The organism is Frisingicoccus caecimuris (assembly GCF_004340975.1).
GTDB classification, from domain to species: Bacteria; Bacillota; Clostridia; order Lachnospirales; family Lachnospiraceae; genus Frisingicoccus; species Frisingicoccus caecimuris.
Genome location: NZ_SLXA01000010.1, coordinates 1 through 23,804, shown reverse-complemented (window position 1 = coordinate 23,804; position 23,804 = coordinate 1). Strand labels below are relative to the sequence as shown.

The following is a 23,804-nucleotide window of genomic DNA, read 5'->3' as shown; positions in this document are numbered from 1 at the left end:
TTTTTGCGAAATCAGTTATAATAAAAGAATGAATGAAGAAAAATGGACGAAAGGGGACACATATGTCAGCATCTGATATTGGAATCGATTTGGGAACAGATAGTGTTCTTGTGTATATAAGAGGGACAGGCATTGTACTGCATGAGCCTTCAGTGGTCGCTTATGACCGGGATACAAATGAAATCAAAAGCATTGGCGAAGAGGCCCGGGAGATGATCGGACGTACACCGGGGAATATTGCCGCCGTCCGCCCGCTGCGGCAGGGGGTGATTTCGGATTATACGATTACGGAAAAAATGCTGAAATACTTTATCCATAAAGCGGTTGGACGAAAAACCTTTTGGCGCCCGAGAATTACGGTGTGCGTGCCAAGCGGTGTGACGGAGGTCGAGAAACGGGCGGTCATCGATGCCACGATGGAAGCCGGAGCCAGAGACGTCATTATCGTCCAGGAACCGATCGCGGCAGCTTTGGGCGCCGGAATTGATATTTCAAAACCCTTTGGAAATATTGTTGTAGATATCGGCGGCGGAACCACGGATGTAGCCGTCATTTCCTATGGGGATACGGTGGTCAGCCAGTCACTGAAGGTGGCAGGCAATGATTTTGACGATGCCATTGTCCGTTATCTGCGCAAAAAATATGAAATCCTTGTGGGAGAGCGGACTGCTGAAGATATAAAAAAGCAGATTGGTACGGCGTATCCGAGAGATGAGGAAGAGACGATGGAAGTCTGCGGACGGAATGTTCTGACCGGACTGCCAAAGACGATTGTGATGAGTTCGGTGGAAACCCAGGAAGCGTTGGAGAGCTGTCTGACTCAGATCATTACCGGGATTCACAAGGTCTTAGAAGAAACACCGCCGGAATTATCGGCAGATATTGCTACTCGTGGCATCTTGCTTACAGGCGGAGGAAGCCTGCTGTACGGTATGGATCGGCTAATCGAGCAGATAACGGGTATTCGTACGACTCTGGCGGATGATCCGATTTCTGTTGTGGCCATTGGTACCGGTAGATATACGGAGTTTATAGAAGCTAAAAAAAATGCACGCTAAATCGAGAAGGCTGAAAATGCAAAATGTTTTCAGCCTTTTTACATGGTAAAAACACAACATCTGTTTTGGGAGGGTGGGTATGGAGACACTTCACGGTCTGGTTGAACATATCGTTTATCATAATGAGAATAATGGCTATACGGTGCTGGCCCTGATGTGTCAGGGCGACGAAGTCATGTGTACCGGGACGATGGCGATGGTCAATGAAGGCGAATATATTAAGGCTGAAGGGGATTATGTGGAACATGCGACTTACGGACGTCAGTTCCGCATTGCCTCTTTTTCCATTGAAGCTCCGGAAGATTTATTTTCTATTGAGCGCTATCTTGGCTCCGGGGCAATCAAAGGCGTAGGGCCGTCTCTGGCCGGACGAATTGTAAAAAAATTTAAAGAGGACAGTTTTCGGATTATTGAAAACGAACCGGAGCGGCTGGCGGAAGTGAAAGGCATCAGCGAGCGGAAGGCCCAGGAAATCTATCAGCAGTTCCATGATAAACAGGATATGCGTCAGGCCATGATGTTTTTATCAAAATATGGTATCAGCACGGCCTATGCGGTGAAAATCTATAATGAATATGGCAGTCGGCTTTATGATATTATCCGGGAGAATCCTTACCAACTGGCGGAGGATGTATCGGGAATCGGTTTCCGGCTGGCGGATGATATTGCGCGGCGGGCCGGAATCGGTATGGATTCTGACTATCGCATTCGAAGCGGCGTGATTTATGTGCTTCTGCAGGCAAGTATGAACGGCCATGTCTATCTTCCGGTGGAGGAATTAAAGCGGCAGTCGGCGGAAATTCTCGAAATATCGGAAGAAGCGGTGGAACGGCAGCTCATGAACCTTTCCATTGATAAAAAGATTATTATAAAAAAGATAGAAGAACAGTCGGTGGTGTACGCTTCAACCTATTATTATCTGGAACTCAGTACGGCCCGTATGCTGAAAAACTTAAATGTTAAGTATGAAGTAAGTCTTCGAGAAGCAGAACAGCAGATTCGCCGTATTGAGGCGGAAGAAAAAATCAGCCTTGACGAAATGCAGAAGACGGCCGTCGTGGAAGCGGCCAGAAACGGCGTGCTGGTCATCACCGGCGGCCCGGGTACGGGAAAGACAACGACGATTAACGCTATGATTCGATTTTTTGAAAATGAAGGACTGGAAATACGGCTGGCGGCGCCGACAGGCCGGGCGGCCAAACGGATGACAGAGGCCACCGGTTACGAGGCCCAGACCATTCATCGGATGCTGGAGCTGTCCGGAGGCCCGGAAGAGCAAGCGGGCAGCCATTTTGAGCGGAACGAACAGAATCCTCTGGAAAGTGATGTGATCATCATTGATGAAATGTCCATGGTGGATATCCATCTGATGAATGCCCTTTTAAAGGCTGTTATGCCGGGGACACGCCTGATCATGGTGGGGGATGTGAATCAGCTCCCATCTGTCGGACCAGGAAACGTATTGAAAGATATTATCCAGTCCCATTGCTTCAATGTGGTCATGCTGACAAAGATTTTCCGTCAGGCGATGGAGAGCGCTATTATCAAAAACGCTCATAAAATCAATGATGGGGAAGATATAGATCTGGAGGTAAAGACGCCGGATTTCTTTTGCCTGAAACGCTATCAGGCCGCGGATATCCAGGGCGTCATTATCGCCCTTGTCCGGGATAAGCTTCCGAACAATGTGGGAGCGTCGGTCAATGATATTCAGGTTCTCACCCCGATGCGGAAAGGCGAGCTTGGTGTGGAGCGGCTGAATAAACTGCTTCAGGAATACTTGAATCCAAAAGATGAAACGAAACGGGAAAAAGAACAGGGAGACCGCCTTTTCCGGGAGGGCGATAAGGTCATGCAGATTAAAAACAATTATCAACTCGAATGGGAGATCACGGACCGCTATGGTATTCCGGTGGAAAAGGGTGTGGGCGTTTTTAACGGAGACATGGGGCGGGTACAGGAAATCAATTTTTTTGCCGAACAGATGACAGTAGAGTTTGACGAAGGCCGGAAAATCGTTTATCCCTTTGCCCAACTGGACGAATTAGAACTTGCCTATGCCATTACCGTACATAAATCCCAGGGAAGCGAATACCCGGCAGTGGTCATGCCCTTACTTACCGGACCACGGATGCTTTTTAACCGCAACATTCTTTACACGGCCGTCACCCGGGCAAAAAAGTGCGTGGCGATCGTGGGCAGCGAACAGACTGTTGCCCAGATGATACATAACCAGAGAGAACAGAAGCGGTATAGCGGGCTGGCCGTGTGGTTGAATGAGGTATAAGGGATAGACAGAAGCGCGGGAAATGTTGTATAATATGAAAATATGGAAAAATATGTAGAAATGATAAAGCAGTAAAGAAAGGACGAAATATGAAGAAATCATTTTGGGTCCGTGCAAAAGCAGCGGTTTTATCAACAATCCTGCTAGGCATGGGAATAGCTGGAACAACTTATGGATATGCTGAAGAAATAAGTACAGACATAACAGTTGAAATGACTGATGAAACAATAGACGAATCAGAGACGGAACATACAGCAGAGACTAAAACTATAGTAGAAACAGAGACAAAAATTCAGGCAGGGATAGAATCGGAGTCAGAATTGGAAACGGAAACAGAACTTGAGATAGAGAAAACAGAACTGGTAGAAAACAGTTTCCGGTATGAAAATGGTGAATGGATTCATAATGAAATAGCTATGTTTGCATCAGGATTTACACCCTGGAGTTTTGAAAATGGAAATTGGATCAATTCTTTAGGGGAGCCGATTAAAGGGGCTATAGAGAAAGGAATTGATGTTTCCTTTGCCCAAGGCAAGATTGATTGGAAAAAGGTGGCGGCTACGGATATCAGTTATGCAATCATTCGATGCGGCTATGGAAACGATGAAGTCAGCCAGGATGACAAGTGGTGGAAATATAATGCGGATGAGTGTACACGGCTGGAAATTCCTTTTGGAGTATATATTTATTCATACGCCTTAAATACAGATGAAGCTCTCAGCGAGGCAGAACATGTTCTTCGGTTAATAGAGGGATATGATTTGTCTTATCCCATTTATCTGGATTTGGAAGATGAACGGTATACAGGAAGTTTATCGAATAAAGAAATTGCAGATATTGCAGAGGTCTTTTGTGAAACGATACAGTCTGCGGGGTATGAAGTAGGAATTTATGCAAATTTAGACTGGTTTAGAAACAGACTTACCGACGGACGATTTGGACAGTGGACGCGGTGGGTAGCTCAGTATAATACAGAGTGTACTTATAAAAAAGCATATACGATGTGGCAATGTACATCTATGGGGACTGTTGATGGAATTGATGGATTTGTAGACTTGAATTTTACAATGGATATTACACCGGAGGAAGAAGAAATAAATACACCGGAAAAAATGGTGGAGAATTTTGTCACACGTCTTTACGAACTGGTTTTGGGGCGTAAACCGGATAAGGCGGGATTAGAAGGCTGGAAAAGTCAGTTGTTGAATCAAGTAGAGACTGGGGCTGATGTGCTTCAAGGATTCATAAACAGCGATGAGCTTAAAGCAAAAAATCTTACAAATGATGCATTTGTGGAGCTGCTGTATAATGTATGTCTTGGAAGGAATTCTGATAAAGAGGGGAAAGGGGCATGGATTTCGTGTTTGGAAAAGGGCTTGAGCAGAACATACGTGTTAAAAGGTTTTGCAGAGTCAGAAGAATTTACGGACATTTGCAGTGAGTATGATATTATTCGGGGAAATATAACTTTGGTGGAAAAAGAAGATTTATATCCAGAAATCACACAGTATTTGTATCGGTGCTATCGTGTTTTTTTGAATCGTGAACCAGATACTCAGGGATTACGGCAATGGATTGATGCTTTTATTGCGAGAGGTGAAAAACCGGATGAGATAACAAAAGGTTTTGTATTCTCTAAAGAGTTGAACGATAAAAATTTAGACGATGAAGAATTTGTAAAAATATTATACAAGGGACTTTTTGACAGAGAAGCTGATGATGTAGGTTTGCATGACTGGATAAATTGGCTGAATTCAGGAAAGAGTAGACAGGAGGTTTTTTGGGGCTTTACAAATTCAGACGAATTCCACAAATTGGTGAATAGTTTCGGATTATAAAAACTAACGGGGGATGAAGTGATGAAAAAGCTTATTCGAAAATTGGAGCGGACAATGGTGTTTGCATTGAAAACTTGTCTGTATGTTACACTTTTTTTAAGCTTTTTTGGAATTTTAGGTATTGACAATCCTCAATTACTTCGTCCGTCGCGAACTGCCGCAATTACTATGCTGACGTTTGTTGTTTCTGGTTTGGGAATGACGGCGGCGTATGGGCGTTATGACATTGGAAAGAGGAAGAGCAAACCGATTGTTTCATCTATTGGTTTGGCTACTATCATTACAGATATCGTCACCTATGTGGAATTGTCGATTATGAATACGAATGTTGCCAATAACACAAAATTTGAATTTGAGAGCATAGGGCTGTTTTGCATTGTCGTTTTAGTTCAGATGGTATCCATAGTGGTTTTTACTTATGGTGGAAACGGGTTGTATTTTTCCATTTATGAACCTGAAAAGTGTTGTGTTGTGACATCATCTGCCGAATCTTTTATGCAGATTAGCCATGCCATTGACGTCTTCCGAAAACAGTATAAAATATGCGAGGTGAAGGATTACCGGGCAAATGATTTATATGATGCTGTGCTGCGGTGTGAAACCATATTTCTATATGATGTTCCGGTAAAAGAACGTACGGAATTAGTTGAATATTGTTACCGAAATATGAGGAATATCTATTTCAGTCCTGAGATTGCAGATATTGTGGAGATAAATTCAAAACACACTATTTTGGATGATATTTCATTAATTAATCTTCCGGTAAAGGAATTATCTATAGAACAGCGTTTTATGAAGCGGTGTGTGGATATTGTTTTTTCTTTGACAGCTATCGTTATTACATCACCTGTATGGCTGATTTGTGGGATAGCCATTAAGTTAAATGATGGAGGTAAAGTTTTTTTTAAACAAAAACGTGCTACAAAAAACGGTAAAGTCTTTGAGGTATATAAATTCCGCACGATGAAAGAAAATGTTACGAATTATTCAGCAATTGCTGACGATGATCGAGTGACGGCGGTTGGGAAAATATTAAGAAGATATCGTTTAGATGAATTTCCTCAGTTTCTTAACATTCTTTTTGGGGACATGAGTCTTGTTGGACCAAGGCCGGAAATGTTGGAAAATGTATATTTATATACGGAAGAGTATCCAGAGTTCGCTTACAGACTTCGTGTAAAGGCGGGGCTTACAGGATATGCACAAATCGCAGGAAAGTACAATACGACGCCAAAATACAAACTAATTTTGGATTTAATGTACATTGAAAATTATAGTATTTTGAAGGACATAAAATTAATTTTACAAACGTTGATTGTATTTTTTAAACCGGATAGCACAGAGGCATTTGATAGCGAACGTTATGAGCATTTGGAAAAGTTTTCTGATTTCCTGGAGGCAAACTGGGGGCAAAGAGAGGAATAGGATATGATAAAAGGGCAAGTGAGTGCAGGCATTGTGACCTACAATAATGTGTCGGAAATTATTTCCTGCCTGAATTCTCTTATTGAAACGACAAAAGGGATGAATGTAGAAATATATGTGCTGGATAATCATTCTAGTGATAATACGGTGTCTGTTATTCGAAAATATTTTCCGCGAGTTCATCTGATTGAAAGCTCGGAAAATCTGGGGTTTGGGCGTGGGCATAATGAAATATTAAAAAGAATATCTTCTGAGTTTCATATGGTGGTCAACCCGGATATTCAGTTCACTCCGGAAGTTGTCTCTAAATTAACAGCATTTATGTGTCGCTATCCGGAAGTTGGAATTGTTACTCCGAAAATAAGGAATGCCGACGGAAGTGAACAATTTCTTCCCAAGAGAGATCCTAAATTTTCTTATGTTATTTTAAGCAAATTTCGTCCATTTTATTTTTTCAGAGATGAATATACCCGGGCGGATGAAGTTTTTAACAAACCGACTCGCATCCTGTCCAGCACTGGTTGTTTTTTTATGATACGGACAGATATGTTCAGAAAAGTAAATGGATTTGACGAGCAATTTTTTATGTATTTTGAAGACGCGGATTTATCACGGAGAGTGCGGAAAAAGAGTGCTATCGTTTTCTATCCAAACGCATTTGTATATCACGCATGGAAACGAGATAATACCCGTAGTTTTAGAGGAATAAAGATATTTTTGATATCTATGCTTAAATACTTTTGGAAATGGAAATGAGTGTAAATTGATGATAGATATATTGATGGCAACTTATAATGGAGAACATTATCTGAAGGAACAGCTGGCATCTATTGAAAGTCAGACGTGGACGGATTGGCGTTTGATCGTTCATGACGATGCTTCTTCGGACGGGAGCCGGGAAATTTTAGAGAATTTTCAGAAGAGACTTGGAAAAGAAAAGGTGATTATTAAAAAGAATAATCCGGCGAGCGGCAGCGCAAAGGCAAATTTTATTGGTCTTATACAAGCAAGCACAGGAGATTATATGATGTGTTGTGATCAGGATGATGTATGGCATCAGGATAAAGTGGCCAGAACATTTTATCGCATGCGACAGATGGAGAAAAGATATGGAAATGAAATTCCTTTGTTGGTGCATACGGATTTACGTGTTGTTGACGAACAGCTATCCGAGCTGAATCCGGGATTTCATAAATATATGAATTTAGAGACAGGCGGCAAATTGAATAGAGAACTTATACAAAATCAGGTAACAGGATGCACAGTTATGATTAATAAGGCATTAAAGGAGTATGTGGCTCAAGTTACGGATGTGGAATTGATTGTTATGCATGATCATTGGCTGGCATTAATCGCTCTTGTTTTTGGGAAAATGAGTTATTTAAATAAAGCAACGATTGATTACCGACAGCATGGCAATAATTCTGTAGGGGCCCAGAATGCACGTAGCATTTCCTATATGTGGCATCGGCTTTTACGAGGTAAAAACAAATTTCGTCAGGATATGAGAGATTCATGTAATCAGGCTGGTTATTTTGTCCAACTATATGTATCTTGTATAAAGAATAAGAAAGTGATAAAATTATTAAATAAGTATGCGCATTTATATGAAGAAAATAAAATAATTCGGATTCTTTGCTTTTTTCGACATGGTCTCTGGAAAAAAGGTGTGAGCCGAAAAATAATGCAGGTAATCTGGGGATGATGTAGATGAATGTTAATCAAGGAATATTAAGGGTGTCAGAAACATTGAAACCCATATTGAAGAAGATATTTCCGAAGAAATTATTGCAGAAGATAAAACAAATTTTTGTGGAAAGAAATTATAATCAGATGGTAAACAGCGGACGAGAACCGTTTGACAGACATAAGTTTTCTGACGGTATTAATTTAATTGGGTTAGTGCGCGCGGAAATGGGTTTGGGGCAGAGTTGCCGTCTTTTGGCTAATGAACTGAAGGCGGGAAATATACCCTATTCTCTTTATGATTTTCAACTTGGCAGTAAGCTTTTGAAGGCAGAAGATCATTCGATGGATGATATGATTTCTGAAGCGTTTCCGTATAATATTAATTTAATTCATATTAATCCGGATGAGATGATGCTTATGTATACCCGGATGGAGGCAGAACGTTGGAATGGTCGTTATAATATTGCGTTCTGGTTATGGGAGCTGGAAGAGATTCCGGAGCATTGGAAGAAATTTTTTCCTATGCTTGATGAGATTTGGACGCCGTCTGAATTTATCAGTAATAATTTAAGAAGAATTACCGATTTACCGGTTTATACGATGCCTTATTGCGTGGAGGCGCCGGTAGACGAGGCGCTGAGCCGGAAATATTTTGAGCTTCCGGAGGATAAATTTCTTTTTTTGGTAATGTATGATTCGAATAGCACTATAGAGAGAAAAAATCCGACGGGAGCTATTCGTGCGTTTAGAAAAGCCTTTAAAAACAATGCGGATGTGGGAATAGTTATTAAGATTAACAATGCAAAAACACGGGATATAGAGCGGCTGAATCATATGCTTAAGGGATGTACCAATGTTTATTTTATCACAGAAACATTATCGAAAGTTGAAGTGAATTCTCTAATTAAACTGGTGAATGTTTTTGTGTCGCTTCATCGGGCAGAAGGGTTTGGTTTGGTTATGGCGGAAGCAATGATTGTCGGAACCCCTGTCATTGCGACTAATTGGTCTTCAAATACTGAATTTATGAATTCAGATGTGGCATGCATGGTTGATTGTAAATTTATAACCCTGGAGAAGGACAGTCCGCCATATAAAAAGGGAAGCGTTTGGGCAGATCCGAATGTGGAACAGGCAGCGCGTTATATGCGGAAATTGTATAAGGAACCAGCATATTATGAATATTTAAAGAAAAAAGCCCATGAATATATAATAAAAAAGCTAAGTATGGAAAATGCAGTTAGCGCATTAGAGAAACGGGTAGGAGAGATTTATGAAGCATTTGAGAGAAATATATGATTATCGCCAGATGATTTTCAGTTTAGTGCGGAAAGAACTGCGGGGAAGGTATAAGGGCTCAGCATTGGGATTTTTGTGGACTTTTATTAATCCCTTATTGCAGTTATGTGTTTATACATTTGTGTTTTCTATCGTTATGCCGAATAATATAGACAAGTTCTACTTGTACCTGTTTGTTGGATTAATTCCATGGCTGTTCTTCAGCGGCTCTTTGACGGGTGGGGCGGCAAGCATCATTAATCAGAAAGATATGGTAAAGAAAATATATTTCCCGAGGGAAGTTATGCCCATTGCTTATGTGACAAGTAATTTTGTGAATATGCTTCTCTGCTTTATCGTTATTTTTGCGGTGGTTATTGTGACCGGGGGTGGTATAAATCCGATAGCGATATGTTATCTGCCTGTCATCATGGTTGTGGAGTATATCATGTGTCTTGGCGGAGCGATGCTGACTTCGGCATTGACAGTATATTTCAGAGATTTGGAGTATATTCTGGGAATCGTGACGATGGCATGGATGTATTTTACGCCGGTTGTTTATTCAATTGATATGGTGCCGGAAAATTTAAGACCTTTTATGAATTTGAATCCAATGACCCCTGTCATTGTGGCATACAGGGATGTTCTCTATAGTAAACAGGTGCCGCATATCCGTACGTTGACCAGTGGATTTGTTTTAGGATGTATTGTACTTATTGTCGGGTGTGTTGTGTTCCAGAAATTACAGAGAGGATTCGCGGAGGAATTATAAATGAAGCCGGGAAATGCAATAGAAGTTAAAAATGTAAAAAAGAAATTTAAGGTATATTTTGATAAAGGAAGTCAGCTCAAAGAGCGGATATTATTCCGAAACAGAAATCGTTATGAAGAACGATGGGTTTTGGATGACGTCAGTTTTGAGGTAAAGCAGGGGGAAGCCATTGGACTCATTGGACATAATGGATGCGGTAAAAGTACGACTTTAAAATTGCTTACGAGAATTATGTATCCGGATTCAGGGAGTATTGAACTTAAAGGCAGAGTTTCCAGCCTGATTGAATTGGGGGCGGGCTTCCATCCGGATATGAGCGGAAGAGAAAATATTTATACAAATGCGTCTATTTTTGGACTGACCAAAAAAGAAATTGACGAACGACTGGATGATATTATTGAATTTTCTGAAATGGAGCCATTTTTGGATAATCCGGTGCGCACTTATTCGTCTGGAATGTATATGCGTCTGGCCTTTTCTGTTGCAATCAATGTGAATGCGGATATTCTCCTGATTGATGAAATCCTTGCAGTTGGGGATGTCAATTTTCAGGCAAAGTGTTTCAATAAACTTCGTGAGATAAAAGCGCAGGGAACGACAATTGTCATTGTGTCTCACTCTATGGGGCAGATTGAACAGATTTGTGACCGCAGCATTTGGATTCATGAGGGGAAAATAAAGGCCGAGGGCAATCCAAGAGAAATTGATAAGGATTATTTGGACTTTATGGGGCAGAAACGGCAGGAGATTGCCGAACAGTCTCAGAAAAAGGATGAAGCGAAAACAATGGTGGCGGAAGAAATAGAGACCAGGGCAGAGGCAGAAGAGAAAAAGCGTTGGGGAAATGGCAGAGCCAGATTCCGCGAAGTGTGTATGAGCGGAAAACAAAGTGACAGGCAAAGGGTTTTTGCGACAGAAGAATCTGTGAAAATTCGCATGAATTACAAAGTGAAACAGAAGGTTCAAGACGCTGTCTTTGGAATTGGGATTTTTCGAGATGACGGCGTACAATGCTATGGCACAAATACACGGATTGAGCAGTTTAAGCGATTCGATCTGGATAAAGACGGAGAAGTTGTTGTTAATATTGAAAAGTTGTCGCTGCTTCCTGGAAAATATACATTAGATGTGGCTATTGAATCAGATATGGCGACACCGGTGGATTATTTCCGGCAGGCATATAGTTTTGAAGTTTATTCATCATTGACAGATGTCGGTGTTTTTCGAATGGAACACCAATGGGAGGTATAGTGATGGGGGAAAAGCTGAGCTGTATTGAGCGTATATTTGAAAAAGCCGGGCGCAAATATATATTGGGACAGAACGCTCGATATGATGAGCTGAAAAATGAAACAGAAGGTTTGAAGAGAACGATTGAGCAATTGACGTCGGAGTTGAATCAGGAAAAAGCAGCGCTCCGTGGCGCACAGATTGCTTTGGCAGAAGCATATGAGTACATGAAAGTACGAAAAGAAACCAATCCGTCTCTGGAGGAGAATATTCGGAACAATAATATTCGCATTAATCGTTTTGATGAAATGTTTGAGAACCTGGCTGGCCGTTTGGATATGCAGGAAGTGAAATTCAAAAAACTGAGCAGAGCGACGGAAGAGGAGGCGCCGTTGACAAGAGAAAAAGCTATGACGCCGCAGATGATGCCTGTCGACAATGAATATGACTGTGTGGATTATTTTGATTTTGAAAATCATTTTCGGGGTTCCAGAGAAGCTATTAAATCAGTTCAGAAACAATATATTCCATATTTTAAAGGAAGAACGAATGTGCTTGACCTGGGATGCGGCCGCGGAGAATTCTTGGAACTTCTTAAAGAATGCCAGATAAATGCAATTGGTGTTGAATGCTATACAGAATTTGCGGAATATTGTAAAATGAAAGGACTGAACGTGGCAGAGGATGACGCGCTGGTCTATTTGAGAAATCAGGACAAAGTCGGCGGTATTTTTGCCGGACAGCTAATTGAGCATTTGAAATTTAATCAGATTGTAGAACTGTGCGAACTGGCATATCAGAAACTGGAGGAGGGCGCATATATTATTATGGAGACTCCGAATCCGATGTCATTAGCGATTTATACCCATGCATTTTACATGGACCCGTCGCACAACAAGCCAGTACACCCGTTGACGATGGAATATTTTATGCATAAAGTTGGATTTAAGGATGTTAAAATTTTATTTACAGAATCCAGCAGATATCCAGTGGAGATACCTGAACTTAAAGTGGGTGGAGTAGAAAATCTGGATGCTTTTAACAAAAGCATGAAAGAGGTCAGCGAAACCCTATTTGGAAGTCAGGATTATGCGATTATTGGAAGAAGATAGCAGAAAGGATTACGAAGAATGAGTGATAAAATTCAAACAGTAGATGTTGAAAAAATCATGGAAGAGATTCGGAAGAATATAGAAGCGCGTGGTGTATCAGAAGAAGTTCTGGGATTTAATGAAGTGGATTCGAGTACAGAGATTCGCAATGGAATTCCAGTGGACGAGATGATTTATGATGAAAACGACTTAAATCAATATATTCAATATGCCAGAGCTGCACACAATATTCCTTATTATGAACCGATACAGGGAGGTAAACTAAAGGTGTTTGTTAAGCGGGTCATGCGGAAACTGATGGCATTCCAAATGCAGCCGCTTAGAGATCGTCAAAATCATTTTAATTATAATTCGATACAGTGCATACGCCAGATAGCGGTACATATGGCAGAACTGGAAGATGCGCTGATTCAAAAAGAAGAGATTATCGAAGAACTTCAGACAAGAATTGAAGTTTTAGAGAATAAGTAAGAGGACTATTTATGAGTAAGAAGATCTGTTGTATCGTTCAACGTTATGGATTGGAAGTTAATGGTGGTGCGGAACTGCATTGTCGCCAGATATCAGAAAGGCTGACTCATTTTTATGATGTAGAAGTATTAACAACAAAAGCTATTGATTATGTGACTTGGAAGGATGAATACTCTAAGGATGAAGAAATCCTGAACAGTGTAAAAGTGCGGCGCTTTTCTGTGGCAGCTGAACGAGACATGGATAAATTTAATGAGATAAATAACCGATTTATGTTGGGACAACTGCCTGCTGTAGAGGAAAAAGACTGGATGGATGCACAGGGACCTTATGTGCCGCAATTAATCGAATATATAACAGCCCATAAAAGAGATTATGAGGTTTTTATCTTTTTCACCTATCTGTATTATCAAACGGTTAATGGTGTTCCGGGAGTTAAAGAAAAAGCGATTCTTGTGCCGGATGCTCACGACGAACCCTTTCTTCGGATGGAAATATTTAAAAAGCTGTTTAAACAGCCGAAGGCAATGTTTTTCAACACGAATGATGAACGGATATTAGTGCGAAAGAAATTTCAAAACTGGAAAGTTCGATGTCGAATCGGAGGGGCCGGCGTTGACTTGCCAGAGGATATTTCAAGCCAGCGCTTTAGAGATAAATATGGATTAGAAAACTATATCATCTATGTAGGACGGATTGATACAGGAAAGAACTGTGACCAGATGTTCAGGGATTTTATTGCTTATAAAGAAGCGTATCCGGGCAGTTTAAAATTGGTTTTGATGGGAAAGAATATTATTGAGATTCCGAAACATCCGGATATCATTTCACTTGGATTTGTGGATGATCAGGATAAGTTCGATGGCATTTCCGGTGCAAAATTTTTGATATTGCCATCAATATTTGAAAGTTTGTCAATTGTCGTGCTGGAGGCTTTTTCCCTGGGCGTGCCGGTAGTGGTCAACGGCGCCTGTGAAGTGCTGAAAAGCCACTGTCAGCGCAGTAACGGCGGTTTATATTATAAGGATACAAAAGAGTTTTGTGCGACAGTCGATTATATGATTCATCACCAGGACGTATGCATCGCTATGGGGAAAAACGGTCAGAAATATGTGAATCGATACTATCAGTGGGATGTAGTAATCCGCAAATTGCGGGGCCTGATTGAAGATGTGGTGAAGAGCAACCGGATTGAGGGGAAATAAATATGAGGATTATACAGATGTTGCCAACATTCGCTTATGGAGACGCCATTGGCAATGACACCCTGGCATTACAGGATACGCTGCGGGATGCCGGGTATGAGACAGAAATTTATGCGGATGTTATTGACGCAAAACTTGGAAAAGATGCTGCAAAGCAGGTGGAAGATTATAGATATAAAGAAGGGGACGTTATTTTTTATCATCTCTCAACCGGATCAGATTTGAATTATAAAATTACGGAGTATCCTGCTCGAAGAATTATTATGTATCATAATGTGACGCCGCCTCAATTTTTTAAGGGGTTTAATCCGGAGGCGGAAAAGGCCTGTGCAGATGGACTGAGAGCAGTCAGGTATCTGGCCAAAAAGACGGATTTATGTATTGTAGATTCAGCTTTTAATAAGACGGATTTGCTGGCGATGGGTTATGACTGTCCGATGGAAGTGCTGCCGATATTAATTGCATTTGATGATTACAAGAAGGAACCGGACAAAAAAGTTATTAAAGCATACGATGATGACTGGGTAAATATTGTTTTTACCGGCCGGGTAGTTCCAAATAAATGTCCGGAAGATATTATAGCGGCATTCTACTATTATAAAAAAAATATACAACCGAAATCACGACTGTTTTTGGTGGGAAGATATGATGGGGTGCCGGCTTATAAAGCTCAACTGGATGCTTATGTCAAACAGTTAGCACTGGAAGATGTTTATTTTACCGGTCATGTGAAATTTGATGAAATTCTTGCTTACTATCATATTGCGGATGTATTTGTTTGTTTGAGCGAGCATGAAGGGTTTTGTGTGCCATTAGTTGAGGCGATGTATTTTGGTGTTCCAATTATTGCCTATGACAGTACGGCAATCGGGGATACGTTGGGTGGCAGCGGGCTACTGCTTCAAGATAAATCACCGGCGGTTGTTGGTGAAGCGATTCATCTTGTGACAGAAAGTAAAGAGTTGAGAAATCAATTAGTTAAGGGAGAAAAAGAACGGCTGAAAGATTTTGACCATGATAAAATTAAAAAGGATTTTTTAGAGATTATGAAGAAATTTTTAGCAGGGGATAAGAAATGAAAAAGATAGGATTTGTTGTACCATGGCATGGACAGAATATCCCTGGTGGTGCGGAAATGGCCCTTCGCGGAGTGACAGAACATCTGAATAAAGCTGGTGTTGACGTTGAGATATTGACGACTTGTGTAAAAGATTTCATGTCGGATTGGAATACAAATTTTCATAAATCCGGATTGACGATTGAGAATTACATTCCTGTCCGACGGTTTAAAGTGCGCAAGCGCAATGTAGATGCATTTAATCAGGTGAATATTAAGTTAATGAATGATGAACGTCTGACACCGGAAGAAGAAGAGATTTTCTGTAAAGAGATGATCAATAGCCCGGATATGTATAAGTATATGAAGCGGCATCAGGATGAATATCATTGCTTTGTCGGCATTCCGTATATGTTTGGACCGGTCTATCATATGTGTAAATATTTTCCGGAAAAATCCGTCATGATTCCATGTTTTCATGAGGAAGCCTATATTTATATGGATGTGTTTAAGAAAGCATTTTCTAATATCCGGGGTATGCTTTTTAATGCGGAGCCTGAGAAAAAGTTGGCTGAAAGAGTATATGATATTTCTACACAAAAATTAAGTGCGCCGGGGTTGGGGCTGGATATTTCTTTGAGATATGATGTTGAAAGATTTCGAGCAAAGTTCGATATACAAGATCCGTTTATTCTTTATGCCGGGCGAAAAGATGTGGGAAAAAATATTTACACATTGATCCGGTATTTTCAAGAATACAAGAAGCGAAATAAAAACAATCTTAAACTGGTTCTTATTGGCGGCGGAAAAGTGAATATTCCGAGAGCTCTTAAAGGAGAGGTGTACGATCTTGGGTTCATATCTATTCAGGATAAATATGATGCTTATGGCGCTGCATTGACATTGTGCCAGCCGTCAAAGCACGAAAGTTTTTCTTTCGTTATTATGGAGAGTTGGCTGTGCCGGCGGCCGGTATTGGTACATGCTGGCTGTGATGTGACAAAACATTTTGCTGTAGCATCTCAGGGCGGATTCTATTTTGACAATTATTTTGAGTTTCAGGACCAAGTCAATTATTTGATCGATCATCCAGAAACAGCGGATCAGATGGGCAATAATGGACGCAAATTTGTTTTGGAGAATTTTGACTGGGATATTGTAACAAAAAAATATATTGATTTTTTTGAAGGACTTTATGATGAATAATCTAGAAGACAGCATTTATAAAAGTATAACAAAAAAAGAATTAATTAAAATATTTTGTGTGGGGAGTTTGATTGGAAGTATTGTATTTTTGGCATGTTACGGATGGAAAATTCTTGATGTGACAAATGATTCATGGTTGCTTACTGGACAGGATATATCTCAGCATTATATTGGCTGGAAGTTTTACCGAGCATCAGCATGGCATTTTCCAATTGGACAAATTGATGGAATTATTTATCCGGAGACGTCATGTATTATTTTTTCGGATTCAATACCATTATTTGCTATTTTTTTCAAAATTTTATCGCCTATATTACCGGAAACTTTTCAGTATTTTGGAATTTGGGGGATAGCAACCTATCTTTTAGTTGGGGGAATTTCAGCAGTTATTGTTCGGAAAAGTACGGAAAGCTGTTGGCTGTGTTGGATTGGTTCGGGGTTTTTCTGTCTTTCTCCATATGTGTTTCAGAGAATGTATGGACATACTGCACTGGCTGGTCACTGGGTTATTTTATTAGCCATAGGAATATGGATATATAAGCCGTTTTTCTCAACTTTTCGAAGGAAACTAGCTGCGTGGACCGGATTGCTTATTCTTGGCTCGCTTGTACATATTTATTTTATTCCCATGATTATGGTTTTTATGTTCGGTTTTTGCCTTCAGGATTTGTTTGAGAAAAGAGGATGGAAGGAAGACCTGGTTTTTGCCCCGGTGACAGTAGCTGTAGATCTGATTGTATTGTATGCTGTGGGAGCATTTTCAAAATCGGGTGGCTATAGCGATAGCGGATTGGGAGTGTATAGCGCCAACTTGAATAGTTTATTTAATCCAAACAACTATGCCAAGTATTTAAAAACACTTCCCATCAGACCTGGTCAGGATGAAGGCTTTGGATATCTGGGTTTGGGAATAATATTTCTTTTAGGATGTGCTTTGGGGATTTACATTGTATATAAAGTTCGGTGCAGAAAGGGTATTGAACAAAACTTCGCAAAAGAAATTAGAAGAACGCAGATGGCATTTGGATGCAGTATGGTCGTAGTACTTTTTATTTTTCTTATTTTAGCATGGAGTCCGGAAATTGTATTTGGCACTAAAACAGTAATGAGGATTCATTATCCGGAGTTCATTTTAAAAATCCTGTCGACATTTCGTGCTTCTGGAAGATTTATCTGGTGCGTGGGATATTTGATAATGACTTTTTGCATGATGGCGGTGTGCTATTATGGGAAAAGAGCGGTTGCTATGATATGCATGTTTGGCGCTTTACTTGTACAAATCGCTGATATGCAAAATATGATATTGATTAAAAAGAATAATGTTTGTCAGGAAAAGAGCTTACAGACAATCCAATCGGCGGAGTGGGAAAAATTAGCGAAAGGAAAAGATCATTTGGTGATTTTGCCATTTAGTACTGTTTGGCAGAATCAGGGCATATCGGCAGCTTACGAAATGGGGGATTTTGCGGTGGATCATGGAATGACCATTAACTATTTTCCATTGGCAAGAACAGATTTGGAGCAAATTGCATTGAATGATGCTGAATATATGGCCGGTGCTGTTGATGGGGTATCCAGAGATGAAACAATGTATATTTTGGATACAGAAGAAAAAGGCAGAAATCTTGGCTTAGATGTATATTATGTGGATGGTTATTATATCGGAATTGCAGAAAACTAAAGAGGGAGTGCTATGTTAGAAACAGAAAAGAAGTTGTCGGTTGTTATGCCGGCATACAACGAAGGTGAACATATATATGAAAACTTGCATATAGTTTCTGAGATTTTATCTGGTTTTATAAAGGATTATGAAATAGTGGCAGTTAATGATGGCAGCACGGATAATACGAGAGCTGAGATTTTTCGCTGTGCTAAATCGGATGCACATATTCGTTTGGTGAGTTATAAGAAAAACCGAGGAAAAGGGAATGCCATTAAATGTGGAGTGGAAAAGACTTCCGGAGATTATATCGCGTTTTTAGATTCAGATTTGGATTTGCCGGCAGAGCAATTGAAGGAATATGTGATTGCACTGATTCAGGATAAGGCAGATGTGGTGATTGCCTCCAAGATGCATAAAGATTCAAAAATCGAATATCCGGTAGTACGGAAAGTGATTAGTTTTGGATATTACTGTATGTTGCGTGTGCTTTTTCACTTAAAAGTTAAAGATACGCAGACTGGATTGAAAGTTTTTAAAGCAGAAGCTTTAAAATCAATCATACCTTTGATTAAAACACAAGGATTTGCATATGATATCGAGATATTGGTGGCGTTGAACTGCAGAGGGTACCGGATTATGGAAATGCCGGTAGAACTGGTTTTCAGGCGTGGAAAAGGTATGGGAAGAATCGGGATTAAAGATATTATTACGGTTTTTAGGGATACATTGATAATTTTTTATCGGGGAAGAATTCAAAAGGTATATTAAGGACAAATATATGGCGAACATCAGTGATAGCAGCAAACAATTAAATAGAGTATTAAAAATAGTGTGCTGTGTGATTCTGATGATTGCTGCAGGATATAAAATATTTGATTTATCTACGATACATGTGCTTTATGATGAATTTGGCTATACGGCAACAGCAGCATATTATAACGGTTATGATTGGTCGTCTGTGGCAGAACACAGTGCTTATTATTCATATGGCTTGGGATTGCTCTTAGCAGTTATTATGCGAATTTCAAATGGCAATATGATATTGTATTATAGACTTTGTATTGGTATGAATATCTTACTGCTGGTAATCAGCTTTATTATTGCTTGTGAAATTGGAAAAAAGTTATTTGACAGTGTACCGGAGTATATTGTTATACTGGCGGCGTTCGGAATAAGTTTTTATTCGAATACATTGGTTCAGACAAATATTTTATGGACCGAAACTTTATTATATTTTCTTTTTTGGGTGAGCTGTTGGTTACTTTTGAAAGCTTTTGAATCATCCAAGTTAAAGTATTTTATAGGGCTTGCAGTTTGCAATGTGTATATGTATATGGTACATCAGAGGACGTTGGCGATTATTATTGCATCTTTTATGATAGTAGTAGGATGGGGGATTATAAAAAAAGAATTTAAAAGCATAATATTTTTTAATGGTATTTTGCTTGTATGTTTGTCTATTTCATATCTATTGAAGAGTGATGTACAAAACAATCTATGGGGGATGGAGATATTAAGCAAAGATGTAAATGACTATGGGGGACAATTATCAAAGGTAATTGAGATTATAACATCCTGGGAAGGAATGAAGGCTTTTCTGCTGAGCTTTTCTGGGAAAGTATATTATATATTCGCAGCCAGCCTGATGATAGTCAATGGTCATTTGTCGGGACTTGGACAATTAATTAAAGAAAAGAAGTCTAAAGATTTAGGTATTTATATTTATATTATTTTATGTCTTTGCGGAGCCATTGGAATTAGTGCAATTTTTATGCTACATGGAAATCGACAAGATACATTGATTTATGGACGTTATACAGAATATGTTATTGGACCTGTTTTGCTTATTGGGCTTCTTTTTTTGTGGGAGCATAAAGTTTCAAAAAAAGTATTTGCTTTAACAAATATAGGATTCGTTGTAGCGTCGGTTTTGGTATATATTAAATTACGCAATACGGGTTTTACAGTATATAATCTTGTATGTGCCGTAGGTTTAAGCAAGATATTTAAAGATGGTCAAGCTGCAGGGATGGCTCCATTATATGCTATGGTGGCGGCGATTTCTGTGGGGATTATTATGTATTTGACTGGAAGGTATATTAAGAAACATATAAGTCGATTGATAATAATGCTTGTAATTCCGATATGCTATTGGACCTATGTGAATAATAATGCATTGACCATAGTATCTGGTGCAAACCAAAACAATGCGTCGATTGCGTTAGTTGCAGAGAACATAAGAAATCATATCGGAAATAAAAATAGCGAAGTATACTATTTAACGGATCGAAAGGATTTTGAATCAAGATATGTAGAAGTTTTACAGTATTTTATTCCAGAAACACCCATTCGGTATATAGATAAAGAGGAAATCAGAGATATAGATGATTTTAAAGATGGAATTATTGTAATTGATGAAAATTGTTTTGATTTGTTTGAATTAGTACCAACATATCAGATATTGTATTGGCAAAATGGAATGATTCTTTTGGAATCTTCTGATATTTTAGAAGAATATGTGCTAAAGGATGAAAAAGAGATATTGCTTTCTGAAAAGCAAATGGTCAAAGGACAGTCGACTGTAAGTACAAGTGAATATTCATGGGAGAGTACGGGACAAGAAGGATATATTCTTTATGGGCCGTATATTCCATTAAGAAAAGGAGAATATGAAGTAGAAGTTGAAGCGATACTGCTGGATTCAAGCGTGCCATCAAATATTGTTATGGATGTTTATGCTGGAGAGATTTTAGTACAGAAAGAAATTGAATTGACACGTAATGGTGAAAAAATTTCTTTAGCGTTTAACCTTGATGAAGATACTAATAATATAGAATTTCGTATATACGGATATGCGGGATGCAATGCTCAATTTAAAAATATAAAATTGATAAAAAATATGTAGAATTTGTATTATGGGAGGGAATTGAAGTGAAAATTGCAGTTGCAGGAACAGGATATGTGGGACTGGTCACAGGAGTATGCTTAGCAAGTAAAGGGCATCAGGTAACCTGTGTGGATGTAGATGAAAAAAAAGTTGAAATAATGCGACAAGGAATTTCTCCAATTTATGAACCAGGTTTAGATGAACTTATGCAACAAAATATGTTACGGCTTACATTTACCGTTGATTATGAGTCGGCATATAAAGATGCACAGGTTATTTTTATCGGCGTCGGTACACCAGAGAAAAAAGATGGATCAGCAAACCTGAGCTATGTTTATAAAGTGGTTGAACAGATTGCAGAGTCTGTAGAGCGCGAATGTGTTGTAGTTGTTAAGTCTACGGTTCCGATTGGAACAAATGATAAAATTGAAACATATATGATAGAACATTTGAAGAATAATGTTCGGGTACATATTGCATCTAATCCGGAATTTTTGGCGCAGGGAACAGCAGTTCACGATACATTACATGCATCACGAATCGTCATTGGTGCAGAAAGTGATTATGCAAAAACTGTGTTAGAAAAAGTATATGAAAATTTTGAAGCGCCAAAGGTTATTACAAACCGACGGAGCGCTGAAATGATCAAATATGCATCAAATGACTTTTTGGCATTGAAGATTTCCTATGTGAATGAGATTGCTAATTTATGTGAAATTGTTGGAGCAGACATTGAAGATGTAACAAGGGGAATGGGATTTGACGCTCGAATTGGAGATAAGTTTTTAAATTCTGGTATCGGTTATGGAGGTTCCTGTTTTCCGAAAGACACAAAGGCGTTAAGTTGGCTTGCGAGTTTTAATGATAACGAAATTAAGACAATTAAGGCAGCTATTGAAGTAAATGAAAATCAGAAGTTTAAATTGATTAAAAAAGCCAGAAAATATTATGAAGATTTTTCGGGATTAACAGTAGCGGTTTTAGGACTTACATTTAAGCCAGGTACGGATGATCTTCGTGAAGCGCCGTCGCTTGTAAATATTCCAATTATGCTCGAAGATGGCGCCAGAGTAAAAGCATGGGATCCAGTTGGAGTTCAAAATTATAAAAAGATTTATCCAGAGGAGATTGAATATTGTGATTCAATTCAAGAGACGCTGGAAAATGCAGATATCTGTTTTATTTTTACAGAGTGGCCAGAGGTAAAACAGTTAGATGTGATGGTTTACAAAGCACTGATGCGACATCCTATTATTCTGGATGGAAGGAATTGCTACAAATTGGATGCTTTTGCTAATTCGGGTATTATTTATGATTCTATAGGCAGGGAAACAATCGGTTGGTAGTGTGAAAGAGATTATTAAATGGAATTTACTAACTTTGTTTACAATATTTAAAAGATCTGAAAAAGTTGACAGCACTTGACATAAAGAGGTATACTAAACGTGTCTTTATTTGTTATAAATAAAGATTTATTTTTAACAGGGGAGATAAGTTTTATGAAATTAATTATTCAAATACCATGTTACAATGAAGCGGAAACACTGGAGATTGCGTTAAACGCTTTGCCAAAACATATTGATGGAATTGATGTTATCGAATATTTGATTATTAATGATGGAAGTAAAGATAATACGGTAGAAGTTGCCCGGAATTGGGGCGTAAATTACATTGTAAATTTCAGAAACAACAAAGGATTGGCTCGCGGATTCATGGCAGGAATTGATGCCTGTCTTCGAAATGGGGCCGATATTATCGTGAATACAGATGCAGACAATCAGTACAATGCAGATGATATTGAAAAACTGATTCAGCCAATTCTGAGAAAAGAAGCCGGAATGGTGATCGGTGAACGACCAATTGACGAAACCGAGCATTTTTCGCCATTAAAAAAGAAATTACAACATTTTGGAAGCTGGGTTGTTCGTAAGGCTTCAAAGACAGACGTGCCGGATGCGCCGAGTGGTTTCCGGGCTTACAGCCGTAGCACAGCAATGCGATTAAATGTGATCAATGAGTACACATATACTCTGGAGACGATTGTTCAGGCTGGAAGGAATAAGATGGCTGTGAAATCTGTGCCAATCCGCACTAATCCGGAATTAAGGGAGTCGAGATTGTTTCACAGCATGTTTGGATATGTGAAAAAATCTATGCTGACGATTGTGAGAACCTATATGATGTATCGTCCGCTGGCGGTTTTTGCGGCTATTGCAAGTACCTTCTTTGGCTCTGGCATTGTTCTGGGGACACGTTATTTATACTATATGAAAAAAGGTGAAGGGTCCGGACATGTTCAGTCGTTGATTTTATCCAGTATGCTGATCATCATAGGCACCTTGTCCGGAGTTGTTGGCCTCCTTGCGGATGTTATTTCCGGAAATAGAAAATTGATTCAGGAGATTCAATATCAGTTAAGAAAAATGGATTATGGTCCAGGGCATGAAGCGCAAAAAAGAGAGGCTGAGAGCGGAAAGTGCACGGATTGATAATAAATGATGTATTTACAGAGGTCGATTTACCCTCTAATAAATCCTTAAGTTACTTCCTTAAGGAAAGTTACAAAAGTGGAGAAGGAAGCGTATGAAAAAGTTAAAAAGAATTGTCATGATTGGTCCGGTATATC

Annotated in this window: 19 protein-coding genes; all 19 read left to right on the top strand. The window is 39.4% G+C overall.

What is annotated here, in order from left to right:
• Window positions 1-62 precede the first annotated feature (62 nt).
• The 19 genes from mreB to EV212_RS09695 all read left to right on the top strand — a co-directional run bounded on the left by mreB (window position 63) and on the right by EV212_RS09695 (window position 23,667).
• Complete coding sequence (gene mreB / locus EV212_RS09785; RefSeq protein ID WP_132092532.1) at window positions 63-1,058, top strand: rod shape-determining protein; 996 nt, start codon at window positions 63-65, stop codon at window positions 1,056-1,058.
• A gap of 79 nt (window positions 1,059-1,137) precedes the next feature.
• Entirely contained in the window at window positions 1,138-3,345 is a 2,208-nt protein-coding gene (gene recD2, locus EV212_RS09780; protein ID WP_132092529.1) for an SF1B family DNA helicase RecD2, read from the top strand.
• A gap of 89 nt (window positions 3,346-3,434) precedes the next feature.
• Window positions 3,435-5,183, top strand: a complete 1,749-nt coding sequence (locus EV212_RS09775) for a DUF4214 domain-containing protein (RefSeq protein ID WP_132092526.1) — start codon at window positions 3,435-3,437, stop codon at window positions 5,181-5,183.
• A 21-nt stretch (window positions 5,184-5,204) separates the two neighbouring features.
• The gene (locus EV212_RS09770; protein ID WP_132092523.1) at window positions 5,205-6,608 is read left to right on the top strand and encodes a sugar transferase; all 1,404 of its coding nucleotides are present in this window, start codon (window positions 5,205-5,207) and stop codon (window positions 6,606-6,608) included.
• A 3-nt stretch (window positions 6,609-6,611) separates the two neighbouring features.
• A complete protein-coding gene (locus EV212_RS09765; RefSeq protein ID WP_132092520.1) occupies window positions 6,612-7,364 on the top strand; it encodes a glycosyltransferase family 2 protein in 753 nt (250 codons plus the stop codon).
• 10 nt (window positions 7,365-7,374) lie between these two features.
• A complete protein-coding gene (locus EV212_RS09760; protein WP_132092517.1) occupies window positions 7,375-8,313 on the top strand; it encodes a glycosyltransferase family 2 protein in 939 nt (312 codons plus the stop codon).
• 56 nt (window positions 8,314-8,369) lie between these two features.
• Window positions 8,370-9,596, top strand: coding sequence for a glycosyltransferase family 4 protein (locus EV212_RS09755; protein ID WP_207669099.1), 1,227 nt, complete (start codon window positions 8,370-8,372; stop codon window positions 9,594-9,596).
• Window positions 9,571-10,347, top strand: coding sequence for an ABC transporter permease (locus tag EV212_RS09750; RefSeq protein WP_132092511.1), 777 nt, complete (start codon window positions 9,571-9,573; stop codon window positions 10,345-10,347). Before EV212_RS09755 ends, EV212_RS09750 begins: the two co-directional genes overlap by 26 nt.
• A complete protein-coding gene (locus EV212_RS09745; RefSeq protein ID WP_132092508.1) occupies window positions 10,348-11,598 on the top strand; it encodes an ABC transporter ATP-binding protein in 1,251 nt (416 codons plus the stop codon).
• 2 nt (window positions 11,599-11,600) lie between these two features.
• Complete coding sequence (locus EV212_RS09740; protein ID WP_165873352.1) at window positions 11,601-12,689, top strand: methyltransferase domain-containing protein; 1,089 nt, start codon at window positions 11,601-11,603, stop codon at window positions 12,687-12,689.
• 18 nt (window positions 12,690-12,707) lie between these two features.
• Complete coding sequence (locus EV212_RS09735) at window positions 12,708-13,160, top strand: hypothetical protein (protein ID WP_132092502.1); 453 nt, start codon at window positions 12,708-12,710, stop codon at window positions 13,158-13,160.
• 11 nt (window positions 13,161-13,171) lie between these two features.
• On the top strand, window positions 13,172-14,365 hold the full coding sequence (locus tag EV212_RS09730; RefSeq protein ID WP_132092499.1) for a glycosyltransferase family 4 protein: 1,194 nt from the start codon (window positions 13,172-13,174) through the stop codon (window positions 14,363-14,365).
• A 2-nt stretch (window positions 14,366-14,367) separates the two neighbouring features.
• The gene (locus tag EV212_RS09725) at window positions 14,368-15,444 is read left to right on the top strand and encodes a glycosyltransferase family 4 protein (protein ID WP_132092496.1); all 1,077 of its coding nucleotides are present in this window, start codon (window positions 14,368-14,370) and stop codon (window positions 15,442-15,444) included.
• Complete coding sequence (locus EV212_RS09720) at window positions 15,441-16,628, top strand: glycosyltransferase family 4 protein (protein WP_132092493.1); 1,188 nt, start codon at window positions 15,441-15,443, stop codon at window positions 16,626-16,628. The genes EV212_RS09725 and EV212_RS09720 overlap by 4 nt, the downstream gene beginning before the upstream one ends.
• Complete coding sequence (locus EV212_RS09715) at window positions 16,621-18,309, top strand: DUF6311 domain-containing protein (protein WP_207669098.1); 1,689 nt, start codon at window positions 16,621-16,623, stop codon at window positions 18,307-18,309. Before EV212_RS09720 ends, EV212_RS09715 begins: the two co-directional genes overlap by 8 nt.
• Window positions 18,310-18,321: 12 nt before the next feature.
• Window positions 18,322-19,059 carry a glycosyltransferase family 2 protein gene (locus EV212_RS09710; RefSeq protein ID WP_132092487.1) on the top strand — a complete coding sequence of 246 codons (738 nt, stop codon included), beginning with the start codon at window positions 18,322-18,324 and terminating at the stop codon, window positions 19,057-19,059.
• Between the two features lie 10 nt (window positions 19,060-19,069).
• On the top strand, window positions 19,070-21,196 hold the full coding sequence (locus EV212_RS09705) for a glycosyltransferase family protein (RefSeq protein WP_132092484.1): 2,127 nt from the start codon (window positions 19,070-19,072) through the stop codon (window positions 21,194-21,196).
• Window positions 21,197-21,222: 26 nt separating this feature from the next.
• The gene (locus EV212_RS09700) at window positions 21,223-22,524 is read left to right on the top strand and encodes a UDP-glucose dehydrogenase family protein (protein WP_132092481.1); all 1,302 of its coding nucleotides are present in this window, start codon (window positions 21,223-21,225) and stop codon (window positions 22,522-22,524) included.
• Window positions 22,525-22,677: 153 nt separating this feature from the next.
• A complete protein-coding gene (locus EV212_RS09695; RefSeq protein ID WP_132092478.1) occupies window positions 22,678-23,667 on the top strand; it encodes a glycosyltransferase family 2 protein in 990 nt (329 codons plus the stop codon).
• Window positions 23,668-23,804 lie beyond the last annotated feature (137 nt).